We start from the raw sequence: 20330 nt of genomic DNA, 5'->3' as shown, positions 1-20330 counted from the left end.
TTCCTCGACGGTGGACCGGCGCCGGGCCCGCTCACCGTACGTGATCAGGTCCCCCGGGTACCCGGACCGGGACGGGTACACGCCGGTGACGGCCCGCGTGGTCCAGCGGCGGGTGCGGACGGGCCGCTGCCGTCGGCGCACGGCGCGGACCGCCGTGGACGGCCGCCGCCCGGTCCGACGGCCTGCGCGTCCGCGGCGGTTGCGCGCCGTACGCCCCGGGGTCGGCCTCAGGCCGTGTGGAGCGTCAGCCCGTACCTGCCGAGGATCTCGTTGACCGGCTGGTACCAGGTCTCGCCGCACGAGCCGCAGTTGCCCCAGCCGCCCGAGGTGACGCCCTGTGCCTGGTCGCCGCTGATGAACGAGCCCCCGGAGTCACCGGGTTCGGCGCACACGCTGGTCCTGGTGAGCTGGTGGACGGCTCCCTGGCTGTAGTTGACCGTCTCGTTCCTGGCCAGGACGGTCCCGCAGTGCCAGTGCGAGGCGGAGCCCGAACGGCAGACGGACGCGCCGACGGGCGCCTCGGCGGATCCCCGGACCAGTTGGTCGGAGACCGTGCCCCAGCCCAGGACCACCGGTACGGTCCACCAGCCGCTGCCGACGCTCACCCAGGAGTAGTCGTTGTCGGGGAACGACGAGCCCTGGAAGGTCCCGACGTAGGAGCCGTCCCAGCCGTACACGGCGGCGCCGGGCTGACCGCAGTGCCCGGCGGAGACGAAGCCGCCGTACACGGAGAAGCCGATGGAGCAGCGGACGTCGCCCGTGTAGTAGGGATCGCCGCCCACGTGGCCGGCGGCGAGCGTGCTCGGCGTGCGACCGGTCGTGCGCACCAGGACGGGTGCCGTGCCGCGGGCCCGGGACAGGAAGGAGCGGACATCGTCGTCGTCCCGGTGGCCGCGGACGACGTTCACGACGACCGCGTCCGCCTCGGGATCGGCGTACCAGCTCGCGATCCCGGCCGGGGCAGGCAACTTGTCGATGCGCGCCCTGGCCGCGTCGAGCTGTCGCGCGCTGTGCGCGACCAGGCGTACGGTCGCGCCGGTCGCCCGCACGGCGGCGGTGTCCGCGTCTCGGGTGACGGCGACGGTGAGGGTGCCGCTCGCGGGGTCGAACCAGGAGCCGCCGTACGCGGGCCCGGCGGCCCGCTTCGCCTCGTGTTCCACGGCGGCCGCCGTCCTCTCCGCGGCCAGGCGGGCCTCGGCCTGTGCCCCGGTGAGTCCCAGGTCGTGCCGCATGGCGGAGAGCAGGGAGGCGGAGGCCGGTGGCCTGGCGGTGTGTGCCGGGGTCTCCGCGGCGGAGGCGGGCAGGGTGTCCGCGGCCGCCCAGGTGACGACGAGCGGTAACGCGGACAGGGCGGAGCGCAGGGCTGTGGTGCGTCTCAGGGGAGGACTCCTTCGTCGTTCCGGTGGTGTGGGGGTGGGACATCGGACCGGTGAGAGCGCTCTCAGACGTGCGCGGCAGAGCCTGGCCACGGATCATGGGCAGGTCCATGCCAATCTCGGATCGGCTGGTCACTCCGGACCGCCACGCCCGGTGCGCCCCGTGAACACGGGCGGCGCGAGCGCCCCGGCCGCCGCCGCGAGTGTCCGGTACACCCGGTAAGTGCGACGCTGGGACGGCAGGCATCCGCCGAGGGACCCGGGAGGGCCCGATGGGACGTGACGTGCCGGCCCGGGTGTTCACGCGGGAGGACCGGCGCCGGTACCGCGAGAAGATGTACACCTGCCTCGACGTACTGGCGCAGATGCTGAGCGGGTCGGGCTTCGAGGCCGAGCGCCCCCGGGTCGGCATGGAGATCGAGCTCAACCTGGTGGACGACGACGGGCTCCCGGCGATGCGCAACACCGAGGTGCTGCGGGCGATCGCCGACCCGGCCTGGTCCAGCGAGCTGGGCCGTTTCAACCTGGAGATCGACATCCCGCCCCGGGAGCTGACCTCCGGGGGCCCGGGCGCCTGGGAACAGACGATCCGCGACGCGCTGAACCACGCCGAGGACCGTGCCGCGACGGTGGGCGCCCACCTGATCATGATCGGGATCCTGCCGACCCTGGGCGAGCCGGACGTGGGCGAGACGTCCCTGTCCGGCGATCCCCGGTACCGGCTGCTGAACGAGCAGATCTTCGCGGCACGCGGCGAGGACCTGCGCATCGGCCTGGAGGGCGTGGAGCGCCTGTCGATGTACGCCGACGCCATCACCCCGGAGGCCGCCTGCACCAGCACCCAGTTCCACCTCCAGGTGGCCCCGAAGGACTTCGCGTGCTACTGGAACGCGGCCCAGGCGATCGCCGGCGTGCAGATCGCCCTCGCCGCCAACTCGCCCTTCCTCTTCGGCCGGGAGCTGTGGCGCGAGACCCGCATCCCCCTGTTCGAGCAGGCCACCGACACCCGCCCCGAGGAGATCAAGGCGCAGGGCGTACGGCCCCGGGTGTGGTTCGGCGAGCGGTGGATCACCAGTGTCTTCGACCTGTTCGAGGAGAACGTGCGCTACTTCCCGGCGCTCCTGCCGCTGTGCGACGACGAGGACCCGCGGCAGATCCTGGACGCCGGTGGCGTGCCGCGGCTCGGGGAGCTCACGCTGCACAACGGCACGATCTACCGGTGGAACCGCCCCGTCTACGACGTCACCGCCGGCGGGCCGCACCTGCGCATCGAGAACCGGGTCCTGCCCGCCGGCCCCACCGTGGCCGACATCATCGCCAACGCCGGCTTCTACTACGGCCTGACCCGCGCCCTGGTCGACGAGGACCGTCCGGTGTGGTCCCGGATGTCCTTCGCGGTCGCCGAGGAGAACCTGCACGCCGCGGCCCGGGACGGCATCGACGCCCGGCTGTACTGGCCGGGGGTGGGCGAGGTGCCGGTGACCGAACTGGTGCTCAGGCGCCTGCTGCCGCTGGCGCACCGGGGGCTGGAGCTGGCCGGCCTGGACGCCTCCTGGCGCGAGCCCATGCTGGGCATCGTCGAGCAGCGCTGCGTCAACGCCCGCAACGGCGCCCTGTGGCAGGCCGAGACGGTCCACCACCTGGAGCGCGGCGGGGTCCGCGACCGCCGGGAGGCGCTGCGCCGGATGACCACCACGTACATGGACTACATGCATCTCAACGCGGCGGCGCACACCTGGCCCGTGGAGTGAGCACCGCGGCGGCCCGAGGGCCGGCGCCGACCCGGCCTCGGGAGCCGGCACCCGGCATGTCAGGATGCCGGGTGATCGCCGTGTTCCCGGAGGCTTCCTGACGTGAGTGAGACCGAGGTGGCCGTCGCGCCGCACCCCCTGCTGCTGGCCGACGGCTCTCCCGCCGCCGACGCGTGGTCGCTGGACCCGGCGCTGCTCCACCTGAACCACGGTTCGTTCGGCGCCGTTCCGCTGGTGGCGCAGGAGCGGCAGGCCGAGCTGCGCGCCGAGATGGAGCGCGCGCCGGTGGCGTGGTTCCCGGAGCTGCCGGGGCGCCTCGCCGCCACCCGCGCCGAGCTCGCCGGCTTCCTGCGCGTCGACGCCGGTGACCTCGCCCTGGTGCCGAACGCCAGCGCCGGCGCCAGCGTGGTCTACAACGCCCTCACGCGCCGCCGCGGCGGGGAGATCGTGGTCACCGACCACGGCTACGGGGCCGTGACCATGGGAGCCGAGCGGCTGGCCCGCCGCTGGGGCGGCCGGGTGCGCACGGCGCGGGTGCCGCTCGACGCGGGTGAGGACGAGGCGTACGAGGCCGTCGTCGCCGAGATCGGCGCGGCCACCGACCTCGTGGTGGTCGACCAGATCACCTCGGCGACCGCCCGCCGGCTGCCGGTGGGGCGGATCGGCGCGGAGGCGCGCAGGCAGGGCGTGCCGATGCTCGTGGACGGAGCCCACGCGCCGGGGCTGATCGAGGCGCCGCTCGACGGCGCGACGTACGACTTCTGGACCGGAAACCTGCACAAATGGGGCTGCGCCCCGCGCGGCACCGCGGCTCTGGTCGCCCGCGGGCCGCAGCGGGACCTGCTCCACCCGCTGATCGACTCCTGGGGCGCCGGGGAGCCGTACCCCGACCGCTTCGACCAGCAGGGCACGCTCGACGCCACCTCCTACCTGGCCGCGCCCACGTCCCTCGACTTCGTCGGGCGTACCTGGGGCTGGGCCGCCGCCCGCCGGTACATGGACCTGATGGCGGACCACGCGGCCCGGGTCGTCGGCGCCGCGTTCACCGGTCTCACCGGTGAGGACAGCCGGGTCGACGTCGGGATGCCGGTGCCCGGCATGCGCCTGGTGCGGCTGCCCGAGGGCCTCGGGCGCACCCGCCTCGAGGCCGACGCGCTGCGCGACCGGGCGGCCCGCGAACTCGGCGTCGAGGCGGCCTTCACCAGCTTCGGCGGCATCGGCTATCTGCGTGTGTCGGCGCACGTCTACAACACCGAGGCCGACTACGAACGGTTCGCCGAGAAGTATGTGCCCGTGCTCGCCGACTGGGCCCGCCGGCCGACCTGTTGAGCTGTCAGGTCAAGCGTTCCCGACTCTTGACTCGTCGGCCGGGCGGCCCCATCCTCGTGCGAGGTATTGCGCGGGTCATGACAACCTCAAGGGTTCGCCAACCGCGCCTTCCCGTCGACCGAGGGACGTGGCCGTGACGCTGACCCGACGCTCGTACCGCAGGCGCAGAAACGTCACTGTGCTGTCGTTGCTGCTTCTGGTGGTGGCCGTGGTCCTCGGACCCACCCCGAGTTCGGCAGCCGGCGGCGACTGGTGGAACCCGACCGCACGGCCCGCTCCGGACGTCGGGATCGGTGTCACGGGGGAACCGTTCACCGGCACCACCGCGACCGGCGAGGTGCGCGGGTTCGTCGACGCGCACAACCACCTGTTCGGCAACGAGGCCTTCGGCGGCAGGCTGATCTGCGGCAAGGTCTTCTCCGAGGCCGGGGCCGCCGACGCCCTCAAGGACTGCCCCGAGCACTACCCCGACGGCTCGCTCGCGCTCTTCGACTACATCACCCACGGCGGCGACGGCAAGCACGACCCGGTCGGCTGGCCCACGTTCAAGGACTGGCCGGCGTACGACTCGATGACCCATCAGGCCGACTACTACGCCTGGGTGGAGCGCGCCTGGCGCGGCGGACAGCGGGTGCTCGTCAACGACCTGGTCACCAACGGGATGATCTGCTCGGTCTACCCCTTCAAGGACCGCGGCTGCGACGAGATGACGTCGATCCGGCTGCAGGCGAAGATGACGTACGACCTCCAGGCCTACGTCGACCGGATGTACGGCGGCACCGGAAAGGGCTGGTTCCGGATCGTCACCGACAGCGCACAGGCGCGTGCGGTGATCGAACAGGGCAAGCTGGCCGTCGTCCTGGGCGTCGAGACCTCGGAACCCTTCGGCTGCAAGCAGATCCTCGACGTCCCGCAGTGCGGCAAGGCCGACATCGACAAGGGGCTGGACGAGCTGTACGCGCTCGGCGTGCGCTCCATGTTCCTGTGCCACAAGTTCGACAACGCGCTGTGCGGCGTCCGCTTCGACTCCGGCGGCCTCGGAACGGCCATCAACGTCGGGCAGTTCCTGTCGACCGGCACGTTCTGGCAGACCGAGAAGTGCACCGGCCCGCAGCACGACAACCCCATCGGCAACGCCTCGTCGAAGGCCGAGTCGGACCTCCCGGCGGGCGTGACCGTCCCCGCGTACGACTCGGACGCGCAGTGCAACAAGCGCGGCCTCACCGCGCTCGGCGAGTACGCGGTACGCGGCATGATGAAACGCAAGATGATGCTGGAGATCGACCACATGGGCGTCAAGGCCGTCGGCCAGGCGCTGGACATCCTCGAATCGGAGTCCTACCCCGGCGTGATCTCCTCGCACAGCTGGATGGACCTGGACTGGACCGGCCGGGTCTACGGCCTCGGCGGCTTCGTCGCCCAGTACATGCACGGCTCCGAGGGGTTCGTCGCCGAGGCCGCGCGGACCAGGGCGCTGCGCGACCGGTACGGCGTGGGCTACGGCTTCGGCACCGACTTCAACGGCATCGGCGACCACCCCGCCCCGCGCGGCGCGGACGCGGCGAACAAGGTGACGTACCCCTTCCGGAGCGTCGACGGGGGTTCGGTCATCGACCGGCAGACCTCCGGCGAGCGCACCTTCGACATCAACACCGACGGCGCGGCCCATGTCGGCATGGTCCCCGACTGGATCGAGGACATCCGGCGGGTCGGCGGCCAGGACGTGGTGAACGACCTGTTCCGGGGCGCCGAGTCCTACCTCGGCACCTGGGGGGCCACGGAGCGGCACCAGGCCTCGGTGAACCTCGCCGCGGGACGGCCGGCGAGCGCCGGTTCCTCCGAGTGGAACCCGTTCACCAGCTACCAGCCGGGCAGAGCCGTCGACGGCGACGACACCACGCGCTGGGCCAGCGACTGGAGCGACGACCAGTGGTGGCAGGTCGACCTGGGCTCCACACACCTGGTGTCGCGGGTGACGCTGGACTGGGAGCGGGCCTACGGCAGGTCGTACCGGATCGAGCTCTCCACCGACGGCGCGAACTGGACGACGGCCTGGTCCACCACGTCCGGTGACGGCGGCCTGGACACGGCCCGGTTCGCCGGTGCCCCGGCCCGTTACGTGCGGGTGCACGGCCTGGGCCGTGGCACCGACTGGGGTTACTCGCTGTACGAGGTCGGGGTCCACAGCGCCTGAGCGGCCCGCGCGAGTCTCCAGGAGTGCAGGGTCACGCGGGAGCCCATACCGTCGAAGACAACGACCAGCAGGCCCCCAACGGCCGCCGGGCGGTCGACGGAGGCCCGTCCGATGCGGGAGGAGCCCCTGTGAGACCGCCGGGCCACTCAGGGAGACACGCATGAGTCGCGCCAAGCGCAGGACCCGTAACACCTCCCGCAAGCGGGCGACGACCGGGCTCAAGGGCACCGTCACGACCACGGACGAGCCCCGTTCCACCACCGGCCCGGGGCTCACGGAACACGCCGGGCACGCCGGGGCCGGGGCCGCACGCCGTGCGGCGCGAGTGGCGCCGCCCGAACGCGCGGACGCCTCGCCCCCCTCCGGCCCCACGCCACCGACGACCGCGCCGCCTCGCCCCACCGGCGCCGGGACCGTGCCGGACGGCGCGACCGGCACCGAGCCCACCGCGCCGGGCCACCCCACCGACGGCGAGCCCACGGTCCCGGGCCACCCCACCGACGGCGAGCCGACGGTGCCGATCGAGCCCGTCGACGCCGGGACCGTGACGGATCACCGGGACGGCGACGCGGGCCGGGCCGACGGGGAGGCCTCCGACGCGGTGGGCGGCCCGGTCGCACCCGTCGCCCGCGACGCGGACCCGCGCCGCCCCGCCCGCGGCTCCTCACCCCGGGCACGGACCATGCGCATGCGCATGCGCGTCGCGGAGGCGGAACCCTGGTCCGTGACCGCCATGAGCTTCCTGCTCCTCGGCGGTCTCGGCGTCCTCACCGTCGTGGCCTCGGTCGCCGCCTGGGGCCTGGCCGCGCTCCTCGCGCCGGACTCCCTGCCCCGGCTGGGCACGTTCCTGACCATCGCGTTCACCGTCATCGCCCTCGAAGTGGTGCTCGGCTCGTGCCTGGCGGCCCTGACCACCTTCCTGTACAACCTGACCGCCCCGTACAACGGTGGCGTCGAGATATCCCTCACCGACGACCTGGGTCCCCCCGAGGCAGGCGCCAAGGCCCACCTGGCCATGGACCGTGCCCACATCCGGGCCCGCCGCTACCTCCGCGCGCACACCCCGGCCCGCGTCGCCGACACCGTGCGGCGCGCCACGGCCAACTGTGCGGCGCTGCGCGGCAGACTCACCACCGCTCGACGCGAGGAGCCGCCCGCACCGGGCGAGCAGCCGGTCCCCGTCGCACCGGACGCCGGTCGGGAGTGACCCGTCCGGCCCCGCCCTCCCCTCACCGAACGACGGGCCGGGGCGGCGGCCCGCTGGTACGGGTTCACGCGGATGGGTGAAGATCCGCTCCCGGTTACCCGACACGCGGCGCTGCCGCCCGCCGTGGACGCACTGCCGCCCGCCGTGGACGCGAGGCACGGCGGGCGGCAGCGGGGCTGTCGGGACGGTCCCGTCCCTTCGCGAGAAGGCGCGCAGCGCGGCGCGACCTTCGGGCGGGACCCTCGGCACCCCCTTCAGGAGCCGTCGAGTGACACGACGGTCGCCTCCGTGCTGCCCTGGGGCGTCTCGAAACGGACGGTGTCGCCGACGCGGTGTCCCAGCAGCGCGCGTCCGAGCGGGCTGTCCTCCGTCACCAGGTTCTCGTCGTCCGCCGAGGCGATCTCGCCGATCGCCACACTCTGCACCGCGCCGTCCGCGAACCGCACGGTGACGGTGGAGCCGACACCCACCACGCCCGCGGGCGCCGGCGCGGCGACCGCCGCCTGGTGCAGCCGCAGGGTGATGTCCTCGATGCGCGCGTCCAGGCGCCGCAGGTCGTCGGCGCGCTGCAACTCGTCGGCCTGGTCCGCGTGGTCGCCGGGGGAGTCGTCGCCGGACAGTGTCGCCGCCACGTCCTGCCGCTCGGCGTGCAGATCGGCGAGCTGCTGCTCCAGCGCGCGACGGCCCTCGGCGCTGATCGGTTCGGTCCCACCCATGGCCGCTCCTTCGGTGACGGGACGGTGTTTGTTGCGGTGAGGCCGCTCGGTCAGCGGAGGAAGCCCTCGTAACTGCGCTGCTGGAGCTGGCTCTCGATCTGTTTCACGGTCTCCAGGCCGACACCCACGATGATCAGGATGCTGGTGCCGCCGAACGGGAAGTTCTGGCTCGCCCCGAAGCCGACCAGCGCGATGGTCGGGACGAGGGCGATCACTCCCAGGTACAGCGAACCCGGCCAGGTGATCCGGTTCAGCACGTACGACAGGTACTTCGCGGTCGGCCGCCCGGCCCGGATGCCCGGGATGAAGCCGCCGTACTGCTTCATGTTGTCCGCCACGTCCTCCGGGTTGAAGGAGATGGAGACGTAGAAGAACGCGAAGAACACGATGAGCAGGAAGTACAGGGCGATGTAGATCGGATGGTCGCCCTTGGTGAGGTTCTCGGCGATCCACCGCTTCCAGACGGAGTCCCCGCCGGAGAACTGGGCGACCAGGGCGGGGATGGACAGCAGCGAGGAGGCGAAGATGACCGGGATCACGCCCGCCTGGTTCACCTTCACGGGGATGTAGGTCGAGGTGCCGCCGTACGACTTGCGGCCGATCATGCGCTTGGCGTACTGGACCGGGATCCGGCGCTGGGCCTGTTCCACGAAGACCACCAGGCCGACCATGGCGAGGCCGACGACGATGACGGCGCCGAACTCGATCCAGCCGTCGGCCAGCTTGCCCTGCTTCTTGATGGCCCAGAGCGCGGACGGGAAGGAGGCGGCGATCGAGATGAACATCAGGATCGACATGCCGTTGCCGATGCCGCGGTCGGTGACCAGCTCGCCGAGCCACATGACGAGGGCGGTGCCGGCGGTCATGCAGACGACCATCGTGATGGTCGTGAAGATCGACCGGTCGGGGATGATGCCGGAGGCGACCGAGCAGCCGGAGAAGATGGCACCGCTGCGGGCGGTGGCGACCAGGCCCGTTCCCTGGAGGACGGCGAGGGCCACCGTCAGGTAGCGGGTGTACTGGGTGATCTTCGTCGTGCCCGCCTGGCCCTCCTTCTTCATCGCCTCCAGGCGCGGGATCACGACCGTCAGCAACTGCAGGATGATGCTGGCCGTGATGTACGGCAGGATGCCGAGCGCGAAGATCGTGATCTGCAGGAGCGCGCCCCCGCTGAAGAGGTTGACGAGACCGAACAGGCCCTGGTTTCCGGACGCCTCACTGACACACGTCTGGACCGCCCGGTAGTTGACACCGGGGATCGGGACGTGGGTGCCGACCCGGTAGAGCACGACGATGCCCAGCGTGAAGAGCAGCTTCTTACGCAGGTCGGGCGTCTTGAAGGCATTGATGAACGCGGTGAGCACGGTGCCGCCTGCACCCCTTCGTCCTGATCGGTCCGGGCGACACATGCATCACTCGGCATGCGGCGCCCGACACCTGTTCAGCCGGAATTAGGAACTTTTGGACTCACCTCTCAAAGGTGGCGTAGGCGGCCTCCTGTCGCCACTGGACGGCGGCCTTCGCGCTGGAGCCGAGGAACCGGCGGCACTCCGCGGTTGGGGTCCGGCCGCTGCCGGGCAGCTGACCCGCGCAGGCGGTCGCCGGGTGGTAGCCCTCGCGGGTGGGGTTGCCCCGCCACAGGCTCCGGCCGGGCAGGAAGGCGTACTCGAGGGAGGCGCGGGCCAGGTCCTTGAGTTCCGGGTAGGTCAGGCCGTAGGTCTGGGCGGCGTACTGGTACTCGTGGGTGACGTCGACGCGGGAGACGCCCGGGTCGTCGGTGGCCAGGACGACCGGCACGCCGTAGGAGCGGTAGGTCTCGAAGGGGTGGTCGGCGCCGCGCACGCCGAGGATCTGGGCGTTGCTGGTGAACGGCACCTCGACGGCGATCTCGCGGGCGGCCATCGTCCGCGCCGTCTGCTGCCAGCCGTCCTCGTGGACCAGGTCGACGCCGTGGCCGACGCGCTCGGTGCCGGCGACGTTCACGGCCTCGGCGATGTGGAACTTGAGGTCCTCGGGCTTGACCAGGCCGGGCCACAGCTCACCCGCGTGCAGGGTGACGTGCGCCTCGGGGTAGACGGTGCGCAGATAGTTGATCATGCGCATCTGCAGGCTGTAGTTCTCCAGCGAGCTGTCCCAGTCCTCGGGCTGGACGAGGTTGACGGCGACGAACCGGGGATCGCGCTCGGCGAGCCGCATGCCGAGGGCCAGCTGCGTGAAGACGCGCTCCGGTGAACTGCCGCGGTTGACCTGCGAGATCCAGCGGACGGTCAGGCCGCAGCCGGGACGGGGACGGCTGGTGCCGCAGCGGGCGGCCGTACGGAACTCGGCGTCGCCGTCGTCCGCCTCCTTGCGCGCGTCGGCCACCACCCTGTCGAGCCGGCCGCCCGCCACGAGCTTGGCGTGCAGCGCGGCGAGGTCCGGGTCCCAGCCGACCTCGGCGGCCAGCTGCCGGGCGCCGTCGGAGGCGGGGGTGACCATGGTCTCCAGGTAGAACTGGTTCTGCGCCGCGTCCGTGTCGGCGACCTGGGCCAGCAGCTTGCCGCGATGGCGCCAGGGCACCTCGCCGAACTTGTTGAACGTGTCGAAGAAGTGGTCGTGGCCGCTCTGGTCCGGCGGGAAGTCCTGCATCGACCAGGCGCGCACGATCGCGTCGTGGAAGTCGTCGTCGGTGCGGGCGTCGGCGGCCGGCCGGGTGCCGGGACCGCACGGCGGTACGACGGCGGTCAGCGTGGTCGTGTCGACGCACAGCCCGTCCTCCGCGGCCAGCTCGATCAGGTATTCGGTCCTGACCGCCCCGGAGAGGTGGTTGTGCAGGTCGCCGCCCTTGGGCAGGTGCCGGAAGAAGCCGCGCAGCAGCCGGGGGTCGTTGCGGATCGACTCCAGGTAAGCGGCCGTACGCGCCTCGGCGGCCGTCATCGGCCGCGGCGCGCCCGGGGCCGGCCTCTCGTGCGCGGCGGCGGACGGCGCGGCCGACAGGGACGCGAGGCAGAGCAGGGAGAGGGCGCCGAGTCCGGCGGAGAGCGCCGTGCGGCGTGAGGGGTGCGTGGCGCGGGGGCCGTGAGAGGTCGTCACACCCAGATGATCATCAGGTCCGCCCGGCCGGTCCCGGCTGCCGCGCGGTGGGCACGACGGAGTCACCCGCGCGGGCGCAGGCCCGCCGGCCCCCGGCGGGCGGGCCTCGCGTTGCGGTCCCGGGCACGGACGCGCACCGGCTGGGTTCCGTCGAGTCCGCGGCCGTGAACGCGCACCGGCTGGGTGCCGTCCGGTCGGCGGGCGCCGACGCGTGCCGGCTGGGTGCCGTCGAGTCCGCGGGCGCCGACGCGCGCCGGCGCCGTCCCGTTCAGTCCGCCGGCGGCCCGGTCCGGCCGGTACCCGCGGCGTCGGCCAGCGCGCGCTGCCGGGCGTGGTCGACGGCGGCGGCCAGCGTCTGGATGTCGTAGGCGCCGTGGTGGCGGCGGCCGTTGACGAAGAAGGTGGGCGTGCCGGAGACGCTGCTGAGGTCCGCGGAGTCCACGTCCTCCGCCACCCGGTCGGCGCCTCGGTGCTGTTCGAGGTCCCGCCGGAACCGCTCCACGTCCAGCCCGAGTTCCCGCGCGTAGCGCAGCAGGTCGCGTCCGCCGAGGGCGTCCTGCCGGTCCAGCAGCAGGTCGTGCATCTCCCAGAACCGGTCCTGGCGGGCGGCCGCCTCCGACGCCTCCGCCGCCAGTTGTGCGTTCGGGTGGACGTCGGTCAGCGGCAGGTGCCGCCACACGTAGCGGACGTCCGCGTCCGTGCCCAGCAACTCCCGCACCACCGCCTCGGCCTGGCCGCAGTAGGGGCACTCGAAGTCGCCGTACTCCACGAGGGTGACCGCCGCCCGTTCGGGTCCGCGGATGCGGTCGTGGCGGGCGTCGACGGCGACCGCGAGGTCGGTCAGCGGATCGGTGTCGCCCAGCAGGGCCCGCGCGCGGCGGGCGGCCGGCAGCAGGTTGATCGCACCGGTGACCGCCCAGCTCGCCACGAACGCGCCGACGAGCGTGGCCAGGATGCCGATGCGCGCCTGGTCCAGTTCCCTGCCCCGGAAGGCCAGCGAGGCGATCAGCAGGGAGACCGTGAAGGCGGCTCCGGCGATCGCTCCGCCGGCGGTGACCGAACCCCATCCGACTCCGGGCCGCAGTCTCCCGCCGGAGAGCAGCCGTGCCGCCGCCATGGACCCCACCAGTCCGATCACCTTGCCCGCCACGCAGCCGCACACGATGCCCAGCGTGATCGGCGAGGTGAACGCGCCGGCCAGCTTCGCACCGCTGAGTTCGATCCCGGCGTTGGCGAGCGCGAACAGCGGCACGATGCCGAAGCTCACCCACGGCAGGAACTTCTGCTCCAGCCGCTCGTTGGGGGAGATCGCCGCGGTCAGGCCCTGTACGGCCGAGCGCTGCAACTCGGGTGTGGGCTGTTCCCGGAACAGCCGGAAGAGACGACTGGCCTGCTCCAGGTCCTCGCGCGGCGCCGGGTACGCCACGATGAGGGCGCCGACGGCCAGTCCGGTCACGACCGGGTCCACTCCCGCCTCGTGCAGCGCCACCCACACGACCACCGACAGGATGGCGCAGTAGCGTCCCTTGCGGACGCGTGCCAGCCGCAACAGCATGATCACCAGCAGGGTGCCCACGGCCACCAGCAGCGCGGGCAGGTGGATGTCGTCGCTGTAGAAGACCGCGATCACCAGGAGCGCGACCAGGTCGTCGACGACGGAGATGGACAGGACGAACGCCCGCAGGGAGGCCGGCAGCCGCGATCCGAGCACGGCCAGGATGCCCAGCGCGAAGGCGGTGTCCGTGGACATCGCCGCGCCCCAGCCGTGCGCCGAGTCCCGTCCCGCGTTGAAGGCGAGGTAGACCAGGGCCGGAACGACCATGCTGCCCAGTCCGGCCACCGCGCTCAGCAGCAGCCAGCGCCGGTCGCGCAGTTCCCCCATGTCGAACTCGTGCCGGGCCTCCAGACCGACGACGAAGAAGAACAGGCTCATCAGCCCGGCGTTGATCCACTCGTGCAGGGTCAGCGACAGATGCGCGCTGTCGAAGCCGATCGTGAAGTGCGCCTGCCACACGGCCTCGTACGAGTGCGGGCCGAGGTTGGCCCACAGCAGCGCGACGCACACCGCGCCGAGGAGCAGGACGGCACTGCCGGTCTCGGTCTGCACGAAGGAGCGCCAGCGCGTCGTGCTCCGCGTGGCCGGCCCCTCGGACGCCTCAGTGGACTCATCACCGCTCACGTGCCGATTATCACCGGCGCGCCCGCCGGGGTGGCGTCAGTGGACTGACGGCGCGTCAGACCCGGCCCCGGCGGCGGCCCGGAGCACGTCCGCTCGCGGGGTGTGTGACTTGTCACGCCGACCGAAGTCGGTCTGAGTTGTGTGCATCACAGCGTAAATGTCCCTTTGGCGGTCAAGCTCGGTGCGCCGACCGGCTCCCGAACTGGAGCCCGTCACCGACGTCTTGGGTGCGCGGTCCTGAAGTGACCCACGGCACAGCGTTCGGCGATTCACCTCCCCAATCATCCCGGAAGGATGCGTTATGTCCGCTTTCCTTTGTCCTCCTGCCGTGATCCACGGCGAGCACACCGTGGAAACCAGCCAGATCGTGGCGGAGGTGCGCGACCGGCATCCGCATGCGGCTTGGGCGCCGCGGACCGACGGCATCGCGGCCAGTACGGGCATCGCGACCCGGGGGTGGATGCTGCCGCTGGAGGCCGCCGTGGCGCCGGGCGGGGGCGGCGGGCTGGGGGCCGTCGGCGCGCGCCGGCCCAAGACGCCCTGGCACGCGAGGGGTTCAGCCCGCGGGACGTGGAACGCGCGATCGCCGCGCTGGAGGCGATACCCGCACCGCAGACCGTGCAGGAGCGCACCGCGCCGGCCTGGGAGGCCGTGCAGTCCTACGGCGAGCACGCGGCGCGTGGAGCCCTGCAGATCGCCGCTCTGGACGTCTCGGACGTCGACTGCCTGATCACCAGCAACTCCACCACCCCGGCGCTGCCCGGCCTGGACGTCGCCCTGGCCAACCGGCTCGGGCTCCGCGACGACGTGATGCTGCTGCCGGCCACGCAGTGGGCCTGCGTCGCGGGAACCCGCTCGCTCGCGCTGGCGGCGGATCTGGTGGCCGCCGACCCCGACCGGGTGGTCCTGGTCGTCGTCTCGGAGGCGCTGAGCACGACCTACCAGCCCGCGGACGACACCCTGGAGTCCCTGATCGTCCGGCTGCTGTTCGCGGACACCGCGGTCGCCGCGGTGGTCACCGGCCGCCGGCGGCCCGAGTCGGCGCTGCGGCTGGACGCCGCCTGGCACCACACCCTGCCGGGCACCCAGGACCTGCACCGTCTCGACACCAGGGCGGACGGCACCCACTTCGTGATGGACCGGCGCGGGCCGCGCGCCGTGCAGGAGACGGTCACCGCGATGTGGGAGTGGCTGCGCCTGCGCTACCGGGACGACGCCGGATCCTGGCACCCCGACGTGCTGCTCGCGCACCCCGGCGGGACCCGGGTGCTGGAGTACATGGAGCAGACGATGCCCGACACGTGGCCCGCCGGCCTGCTGGAGTTCAGCCGGGACAGCTACCGCAGCGGCAACCGCGGGGGCGCGGCCGTGTTCGACATCATGCGGCGGGCGTACGACGCCGGGCAGCAGCCGGGGGGCCGCACCGTCCTGTACGCGGCGGCGCCGGGCCTGAGCGCGACCGCCCTGGAGGGCGAGTGGCTGTAGCGCGGGCCCGGGTCACCCGCGCCGCGCACACGCGTCACGTCGCGACCTCCGCCCAGACCACCTTGCCGGTGTCCGTCCAGCGCACGCCCCACCGGGTGGAGAGCCTGTGTACGACGTACAGGCCGCGCCCCCTGTCGTCGTAGGGCCCGCCCCGCCGCAGTCGCGGCCGGCCGTTCCCGGTGTCACCCACCTCGCACAGCAGGCTCGGGCCGGCCCTGATCAGCCGGACCGTGACGGGTCCGGTGGCGAACCGCACCGCGTTGGTGACCAGCTCGCTCGCCAGGAGCAGCACGTTGTCCCTGGTGCCGTCCCGGGTCCGCCACTGCCGCAGCAGCGCGGAGAGCAGCGCTCGGGCACGGGCGGGCGCGTCGTCGCGGGCGGGCAGCCGCCAGGTCGCGGTGTCGCCCTTGCGGTGGCCGATCATCCGCGCCAGCAGCAGCGTGACGTCGTCGCGCTGGTGCGCCGGTGCCAGCGCGGTGACCACGTCCCGTGCGGCCTGCTGGAGGGCGTCCCAGGGGTGCACCTCGGACACCACGTCCGCCAGCCTCGCGATGCCGTCGTCGATCGACACGGCCGGGTCCTCCACCAGGCCGTCGGTGTAGAAGGCGAGCAGCGATCCGGAAGGTGTGTCGAACGTGTGCACGTCGAACGGCTCGCGTAGAGCGAACTCCGCGCCCAGACCCGGATGCGGGCGTATCGCCAGCACGCTCGCGTGTCCGTCCGGGGACACCAGGACCGGGGGGAGGTGCCCGGCGCTGGACAGCGCCAGACTGTGGCCGACCGGGTCGTACAGGGCGATGCAGCAGGTGGACCCCAGGGCGCTGTAGCCGGCCGCGAGCCCGGACTCCGTGTCGTCCAGCAGCGTCACGGTCTCGTCCAGATGCTGGAGGACCTCGTCGGGTCCGAGCCCCGCCGACAGCAGCGCGCGGGCCTCCATGCTCAGCTGGCCCATGGTCGCCGCGGCTCCCAGGCCGTGTCCGACGACGTCCCCCACCACCAGCGCGGTCCGGCCGTCCGGCAGCGGGAAGCTGTTCACCCAGTCACCGCCGACACCCGCGCTGTCCGGCGTCGCGGGCTGGTAGACGCTGGCGATCTCGATGGTGGCGCCGCCCGTACGGGGCAGCAGCCGGCGCTGCAACGCCAGCACCTGCTTGTGCTCGCGCTGGTGCTGACGGGCCAGGTCGACGTGGTGGACGGTCCGGGCGACCAGTTCCTGGAGGTCGAACAGCTCGCTGTCCCGGAAGGGGCTGTCGGCCCGCCGCCAGATCTCCGCCAGGCCGAGTACGACGGGCGGCGCGCCGTCCAGGACCAGCGGGACGCACGCCACCCCCGCCGACCGGTCACCGGGCACCAGGGCGCGGATCAGCCGCGGGCTGCCGAGGACCCGCTCGACGGCCTCCCGGTCGGGGATGACCATGGCCTGCGGGGCGTCGTCCCGCCGCACCGCACGCGCCAGCAGGCGGCTCGCGTCGCCGGGAAGGTCCTCGCCCGGCATGACGTACCCCTCCGGCCAGGCGCGGTCCGGTACCAGGGCCGCCCGCCGCAGCCGGATACGCCCGTGCGCCTGCCCGAGGACCCCCTCGCCCGTCCAGACGGTGAAATCGAGGTCGACGGCGGCCACGTCGCCCCAGGCCAGCAGGGACCTGGCCAGGGACTGGGCGGTCTCGCCGATGTCCAGGGAGGTCCCGATCGCGGTCTCGGCGGCGTACAGGTGCAGCCGCTTGGCCATGGCGATCACGGAGACGGTCAGGCCCTCCTCGGGCACCGCGGCGGGCAGGATGCTCAGCGACACCACCAGTTCCGACCCGTCCCGGCGCCGCAGGCGCTGGATCCGCGCGACATGCGCCTCGCCGGTCTCCAGGACCTGCCGCAACCGCCGGGTGACCGTCGGTACGTCCCCCGGCGGCAGCAGGTCGACGAAGGGGCTCCCCGCCGCGGGGTCCAGACCGGCGAACACCGGGGCGTCCAGATTGGAGCGGATCACCCGCAGACCCCGGTCCAGGTTGAGCACCCCGAGGATCTGGTCCTGCCGGCCCGCGCCGCGCTCAGCCCGGCCGGCGCCGGTTTCCGTCCCCCGACGCGGGACGTAACGCCCCAGGGCGCTGCTGACCATGTCGAACGGCGAGGACGACGAGGAGGATGGTGAGGCGTCCATGTCGCTCTCTCAGCAATCGCCGACGCAGCGCCGGTGCCGTGCTCGGCCCCGGCGACGGGGCCCCGAGATCCCAGACCGCACATCTCATTGAATATCACCGCGGCTCGCTTCGCCCACACCGGCGGATCATGCGGCGGACACGGACACGGACACGGACACGGACGCTCGTCGCCGCGGGCAGTTCCCCGGACCCGCTCGTCGGCCGGGGCCGGGCGACGAGCGGACCCGGGCGACGAGCCGGTCCGGCGTCGGTCAGTCGGTGGTGCCGGTCCGCAGCGGCAGGCCCAGCCGGTCGGTGAGCTCCGGTACGCCGATGCCGAAGGTCTGCCGGACCGTCACCCCCTCCGCCGTGATGTCGAAGACGGCCAGATCCGTGTAGACGCGGTCCACGCACGCCAGACCGGTCAGCGGATACCCGCACTCGGGGACCAGCTTGGGTGTCCCGTCCCGGGTGAAGAGGTTCATCATCACGAAGACCTTCTTGGCGCCGATGGCCAGGTCCATGGCCCCGCCGACCGCCGGAATGGCGTCGGGCGCGCCGGTGTGCCAGTTGGCCAGGTCTCCGCGCGCGGAGACCTGGAAGGCACCCAGGACGCAGATGTCCAGGTGCCCGCCCCGCATCATGGCGAAGGAGTCCGCGTGGTGGAAGTAGGCGGCGCCCGGCAGCTCCGTGACCGGAACCTTGCCCGCGTTGGTCAGGTCCGGGTCCACCTGGTCCGGCGACGCGGCGGGACCCATGTTGAGCATGCCGTTCTCGGTGTGCAGCACCACACCGGAACCGGGGGAGAGGTGGTCGGCCACCAGGGTCGGCTGGCCGATGCCGAGGTTGACGAAGGCGCCCTGCGGGATGTCACGGGCGATCAGGGCGGCGATGTCGTGCTTGCCCAGCGGGCCCTGACCGCCGGGAGCCGGGGAGTTCTGTGTCATGAGGGATCAGCCACCTGTACCACGCGGTCGACGAAGATGCCGGGTGTCACGACGGTCTCGGGATCGATCGCGCCGGTCTCGACGACCTCGCGGACCTGGGCGACGACCGTGGTGGCCGCGGTGGCCATGACCGGACCGAAGTTCCGCGCGGTCTTCCGGTAGACGAGGTTGCCCATGCGGTCCGCGCGATGGGCGCCGATCAGCGCCAGGTCGCCGCGGATGGGGTACTCCAGCACGTGGAGGCGGCCGTCGATCTCGCGCACCTCCTTGCCCTCCGCGAGCAGCGTGCCGACGCCGGTGGGGCAGTAGAAGGCACCGATGCCGGCGCCCGCCGCCCGCAGCCGTTCCGCCAGCGTGCCCTGCGGGACCACCTCCAGCTCGATCTTGCCCGCCCGGTAGAGACCGTCGAACACCCAGGAGTCGGTCTGGCGGGGGAAGGAGCAGATCACCTTGCGCACCCGTCCCGCGGCCAGCAGCGCGGCGAGCCCGGTGTCGCCGTTGCCCGCGTTGTTGGAGACGACCGTGAGGCCGGTGGCGCCCTGCCGGATCAGGGCGTCGATCAACGCCACCGGCATGCCCGCCATGCCGAAGCCCCCGACGAGCACCGTCGCGCCGTCCCGGACCCCGGCGACGGCCTCGTCCGGGTCGGCGCACAGCTGTGTGGTCACCTGTCGCTCCCGGCCACGTTCTCCAGGACCACGGCGAGGGCCTGTCCGACCCCGATGCAGATCGCCGCGACCCCCCACCGCTCGCCGGACTCCTGCAGACGGCGGCTGAGCGTGCCCAGCAGCCGGCCGCCGGACGCGCCGAGCGGGTGGCCGAGCGCGATCGCCCCGCCCTTGGCGTTGACGATCTCCGGGTCGACGTCCCACGCGTCCACGCACGCGAGCGCCTGGACGGCGAACGCCTCGTTGAGTTCGACGGCGTCCACGTCCGACCAGGAGATGCCCGCCCGCTTGAGCGCCCTGTTGACGGCCTCGACGGGCGCGTACCCGAACATCTGCGGATCCACCGCGGCGACCCCGCGGCCCGCCACCCGGGCGAGGGGGGCCACGCCGATGCGGTCGGCGGCGGCGGCCGAGCCGAGCAGCACCGCGGAGGCGCCGTCGTTGAGCGGCGAGGCGTTTCCGGCGGTGATGCGCCCGTCGGGGCGGTAGGCCGGCTTGAGCCTGGCGAGCTTGGCCAGGTCGGAGTCGGCGCGGACGCCCTCGTCACGCTCCAGCAGGGTGCGCCCGCCGTCCGCGACGGGGACCACCAGGCTGTCGTAGAACCCCGCGTTCCACGCCTGGTCGGCGAGGGTGTGCGAGCGCAGCGCGAACTCGTCCTGGCGCTCGCGCGAGACGCCGAAGCGGTCGACGAGCTGTTCGTTCGCCTCGCCCAGGGAGACCGTCCACTCCTTGGGCATGCGCTCGTTGACCAGGCGCCAGCCGAGGGTCGTGGACACGGCGGTGACGTCCCCGGCGGGGAAACCCCGGCCGGGCTTGGGCAGCACCCAGGGCGCACGGGTCATCGACTCGACCCCGCCGGTGAGGACGATGTCCGCGTCGCCGCTCTCGATGGCGCGTGACGCGATCATGGCGGCGTCCAGGGACGATCCGCACAGCCGGTTGACGGTGGTCGCGGGCACCGAGGTGGGCAGGCCCGCGAGCAGGACGGCCATCCGGCCGACGTTGCGGTTGTCCTCGCCGGCGCCGTTCGCGTTGCCCCAGACGACGTCGTCGATGCGTCCGGGATCCAGCTCCGGGGTCTTGGCGAGGACCCCGCCGATGACCTGTGCCGCGAGATCGTCGGGCCGGACCTCGGAGAGGGCGCCCCGGAAGCGGCCGAAGGGGGTTCGCACCGCCGAGTAGAGATAGCTGTCGGTCATGGGGCCACGGTAGGAGCGCGCACTTCACCGCGTCCAAGACCCAATCCGTATGGATTGATAAGCCGGTCTTAT

At 72.8% G+C, this 20330-nt stretch carries 13 protein-coding genes and 1 pseudogene; 5 read left to right on the top strand and 9 right to left on the bottom strand.

The window, feature by feature from the left end; translation table 11 throughout:
- Nucleotides 1–227 precede the first annotated feature (227 nt).
- Nucleotides 228–1379 carry an alpha-lytic protease prodomain-containing protein gene (locus ACFY3I_RS07140; RefSeq protein WP_390860100.1) on the bottom strand — a complete coding sequence of 384 codons (1152 nt, stop codon included), beginning with the start codon at nucleotides 1377–1379 and terminating at the stop codon, nucleotides 228–230.
- Nucleotides 1380–1648: 269 nt separating this feature from the next.
- Between ACFY3I_RS07140 and ACFY3I_RS07135 the strand changes: the two genes are divergently transcribed.
- The 4 genes from ACFY3I_RS07135 to ACFY3I_RS07120 all read left to right on the top strand — a co-directional run bounded on the left by ACFY3I_RS07135 (nucleotide 1649) and on the right by ACFY3I_RS07120 (nucleotide 7857).
- The gene (locus ACFY3I_RS07135; protein WP_390859734.1) at nucleotides 1649–3127 is read left to right on the top strand and encodes a glutamate--cysteine ligase; all 1479 of its coding nucleotides are present in this window, start codon (nucleotides 1649–1651) and stop codon (nucleotides 3125–3127) included.
- 102 nt (nucleotides 3128–3229) lie between these two features.
- On the top strand, nucleotides 3230–4456 hold the full coding sequence (locus ACFY3I_RS07130) for an aminotransferase class V-fold PLP-dependent enzyme (RefSeq protein ID WP_390859733.1): 1227 nt from the start codon (nucleotides 3230–3232) through the stop codon (nucleotides 4454–4456).
- Between the two features lie 133 nt (nucleotides 4457–4589).
- A complete protein-coding gene (locus tag ACFY3I_RS07125) occupies nucleotides 4590–6650 on the top strand; it encodes a discoidin domain-containing protein (RefSeq protein WP_390859732.1) in 2061 nt (686 codons plus the stop codon).
- Between the two features lie 160 nt (nucleotides 6651–6810).
- Nucleotides 6811–7857 (top strand): DUF3566 domain-containing protein, encoded by a 1047-nt coding sequence (locus ACFY3I_RS07120; protein WP_390859731.1) that lies wholly within the window; start codon nucleotides 6811–6813, stop codon nucleotides 7855–7857.
- A 254-nt stretch (nucleotides 7858–8111) separates the two neighbouring features.
- Here the strand turns inward: ACFY3I_RS07120 and ACFY3I_RS07115 are convergent, their stop codons facing one another.
- The 4 genes from ACFY3I_RS07115 to nhaA all read right to left on the bottom strand — a co-directional run bounded on the left by ACFY3I_RS07115 (nucleotide 8112) and on the right by nhaA (nucleotide 13824).
- Nucleotides 8112–8573: a GreA/GreB family elongation factor gene (locus ACFY3I_RS07115; protein ID WP_390859730.1), complete on the bottom strand. Its 462-nt coding sequence runs from the start codon at nucleotides 8571–8573 to the stop codon at nucleotides 8112–8114.
- Between the two features lie 50 nt (nucleotides 8574–8623).
- Nucleotides 8624–9937, bottom strand: a complete 1314-nt coding sequence (gene secY, locus ACFY3I_RS07110) for a preprotein translocase subunit SecY (protein ID WP_365287268.1) — start codon at nucleotides 9935–9937, stop codon at nucleotides 8624–8626.
- 103 nt (nucleotides 9938–10040) lie between these two features.
- Nucleotides 10041–11645 carry an adenosine deaminase gene (locus ACFY3I_RS07105; protein ID WP_390859729.1) on the bottom strand — a complete coding sequence of 535 codons (1605 nt, stop codon included), beginning with the start codon at nucleotides 11643–11645 and terminating at the stop codon, nucleotides 10041–10043.
- Nucleotides 11646–11913: 268 nt separating this feature from the next.
- Nucleotides 11914–13824, bottom strand: coding sequence for a Na+/H+ antiporter NhaA (gene nhaA, locus ACFY3I_RS07100; protein ID WP_390859728.1), 1911 nt, complete (start codon nucleotides 13822–13824; stop codon nucleotides 11914–11916).
- A 301-nt stretch (nucleotides 13825–14125) separates the two neighbouring features.
- Here nhaA and ACFY3I_RS07095 point away from each other — a divergent pair.
- A pseudogene (locus tag ACFY3I_RS07095) lies at nucleotides 14126–15309 on the top strand (type III polyketide synthase).
- 34 nt (nucleotides 15310–15343) lie between these two features.
- On the opposite strand, the gene ACFY3I_RS07090 reads toward ACFY3I_RS07095, so the two are convergent.
- The 4 genes from ACFY3I_RS07090 to ACFY3I_RS07075 form a co-directional block, all read right to left on the bottom strand.
- Nucleotides 15344–17464: a SpoIIE family protein phosphatase gene (locus ACFY3I_RS07090; RefSeq protein WP_390859727.1), complete on the bottom strand. Its 2121-nt coding sequence runs from the start codon at nucleotides 17462–17464 to the stop codon at nucleotides 15344–15346.
- Nucleotides 17465–17716: 252 nt separating this feature from the next.
- Nucleotides 17717–18391, bottom strand: coding sequence for a 3-oxoacid CoA-transferase subunit B (locus ACFY3I_RS07085; RefSeq protein ID WP_390859726.1), 675 nt, complete (start codon nucleotides 18389–18391; stop codon nucleotides 17717–17719).
- The gene (locus ACFY3I_RS07080; protein WP_390859725.1) at nucleotides 18388–19059 is read right to left on the bottom strand and encodes a 3-oxoacid CoA-transferase subunit A; all 672 of its coding nucleotides are present in this window, start codon (nucleotides 19057–19059) and stop codon (nucleotides 18388–18390) included. The genes ACFY3I_RS07085 and ACFY3I_RS07080 overlap by 4 nt, the downstream gene beginning before the upstream one ends.
- The gene (locus tag ACFY3I_RS07075) at nucleotides 19056–20258 is read right to left on the bottom strand and encodes a thiolase family protein (RefSeq protein ID WP_390859724.1); all 1203 of its coding nucleotides are present in this window, start codon (nucleotides 20256–20258) and stop codon (nucleotides 19056–19058) included. Before ACFY3I_RS07075 ends, ACFY3I_RS07080 begins: the two co-directional genes overlap by 4 nt.
- Between the last annotated feature and the right edge of the window lie 72 nt (nucleotides 20259–20330).

The sequence above is a fragment of the Streptomyces sp. NPDC001068 genome (genome assembly GCF_042897315.1).
GTDB lineage: Bacteria > Actinomycetota > Actinomycetes > Streptomycetales > Streptomycetaceae > Streptomyces.
The sequence above is the reverse complement of the archived record's forward strand: the minus strand, read 5'-3'. Positions and strand labels throughout refer to the sequence as shown.

Coding starts and splice junctions, on each gene's coding strand:
- ACFY3I_RS07135 (WP_390859734.1), top strand. CDS start 1,649: ATGGGACGTGACGTGCCGGCCCGGGTGTTCACGCGGGAGGACCGGCGC.
- ACFY3I_RS07120 (WP_390859731.1), top strand. CDS start 6,811: ATGAGTCGCGCCAAGCGCAGGACCCGTAACACCTCCCGCAAGCGGGCG.
- ACFY3I_RS07115 (WP_390859730.1), bottom strand. CDS start 8,573: ATGGGTGGGACCGAACCGATCAGCGCCGAGGGCCGTCGCGCGCTGGAG.
- ACFY3I_RS07090 (WP_390859727.1), bottom strand. CDS start 17,464: ATGGACGCCTCACCATCCTCCTCGTCGTCCTCGCCGTTCGACATGGTC.
- ACFY3I_RS07085 (WP_390859726.1), bottom strand. CDS start 18,391: ATGACACAGAACTCCCCGGCTCCCGGCGGTCAGGGCCCGCTGGGCAAG.
- ACFY3I_RS07075 (WP_390859724.1), bottom strand. CDS start 20,258: ATGACCGACAGCTATCTCTACTCGGCGGTGCGAACCCCCTTCGGCCGC.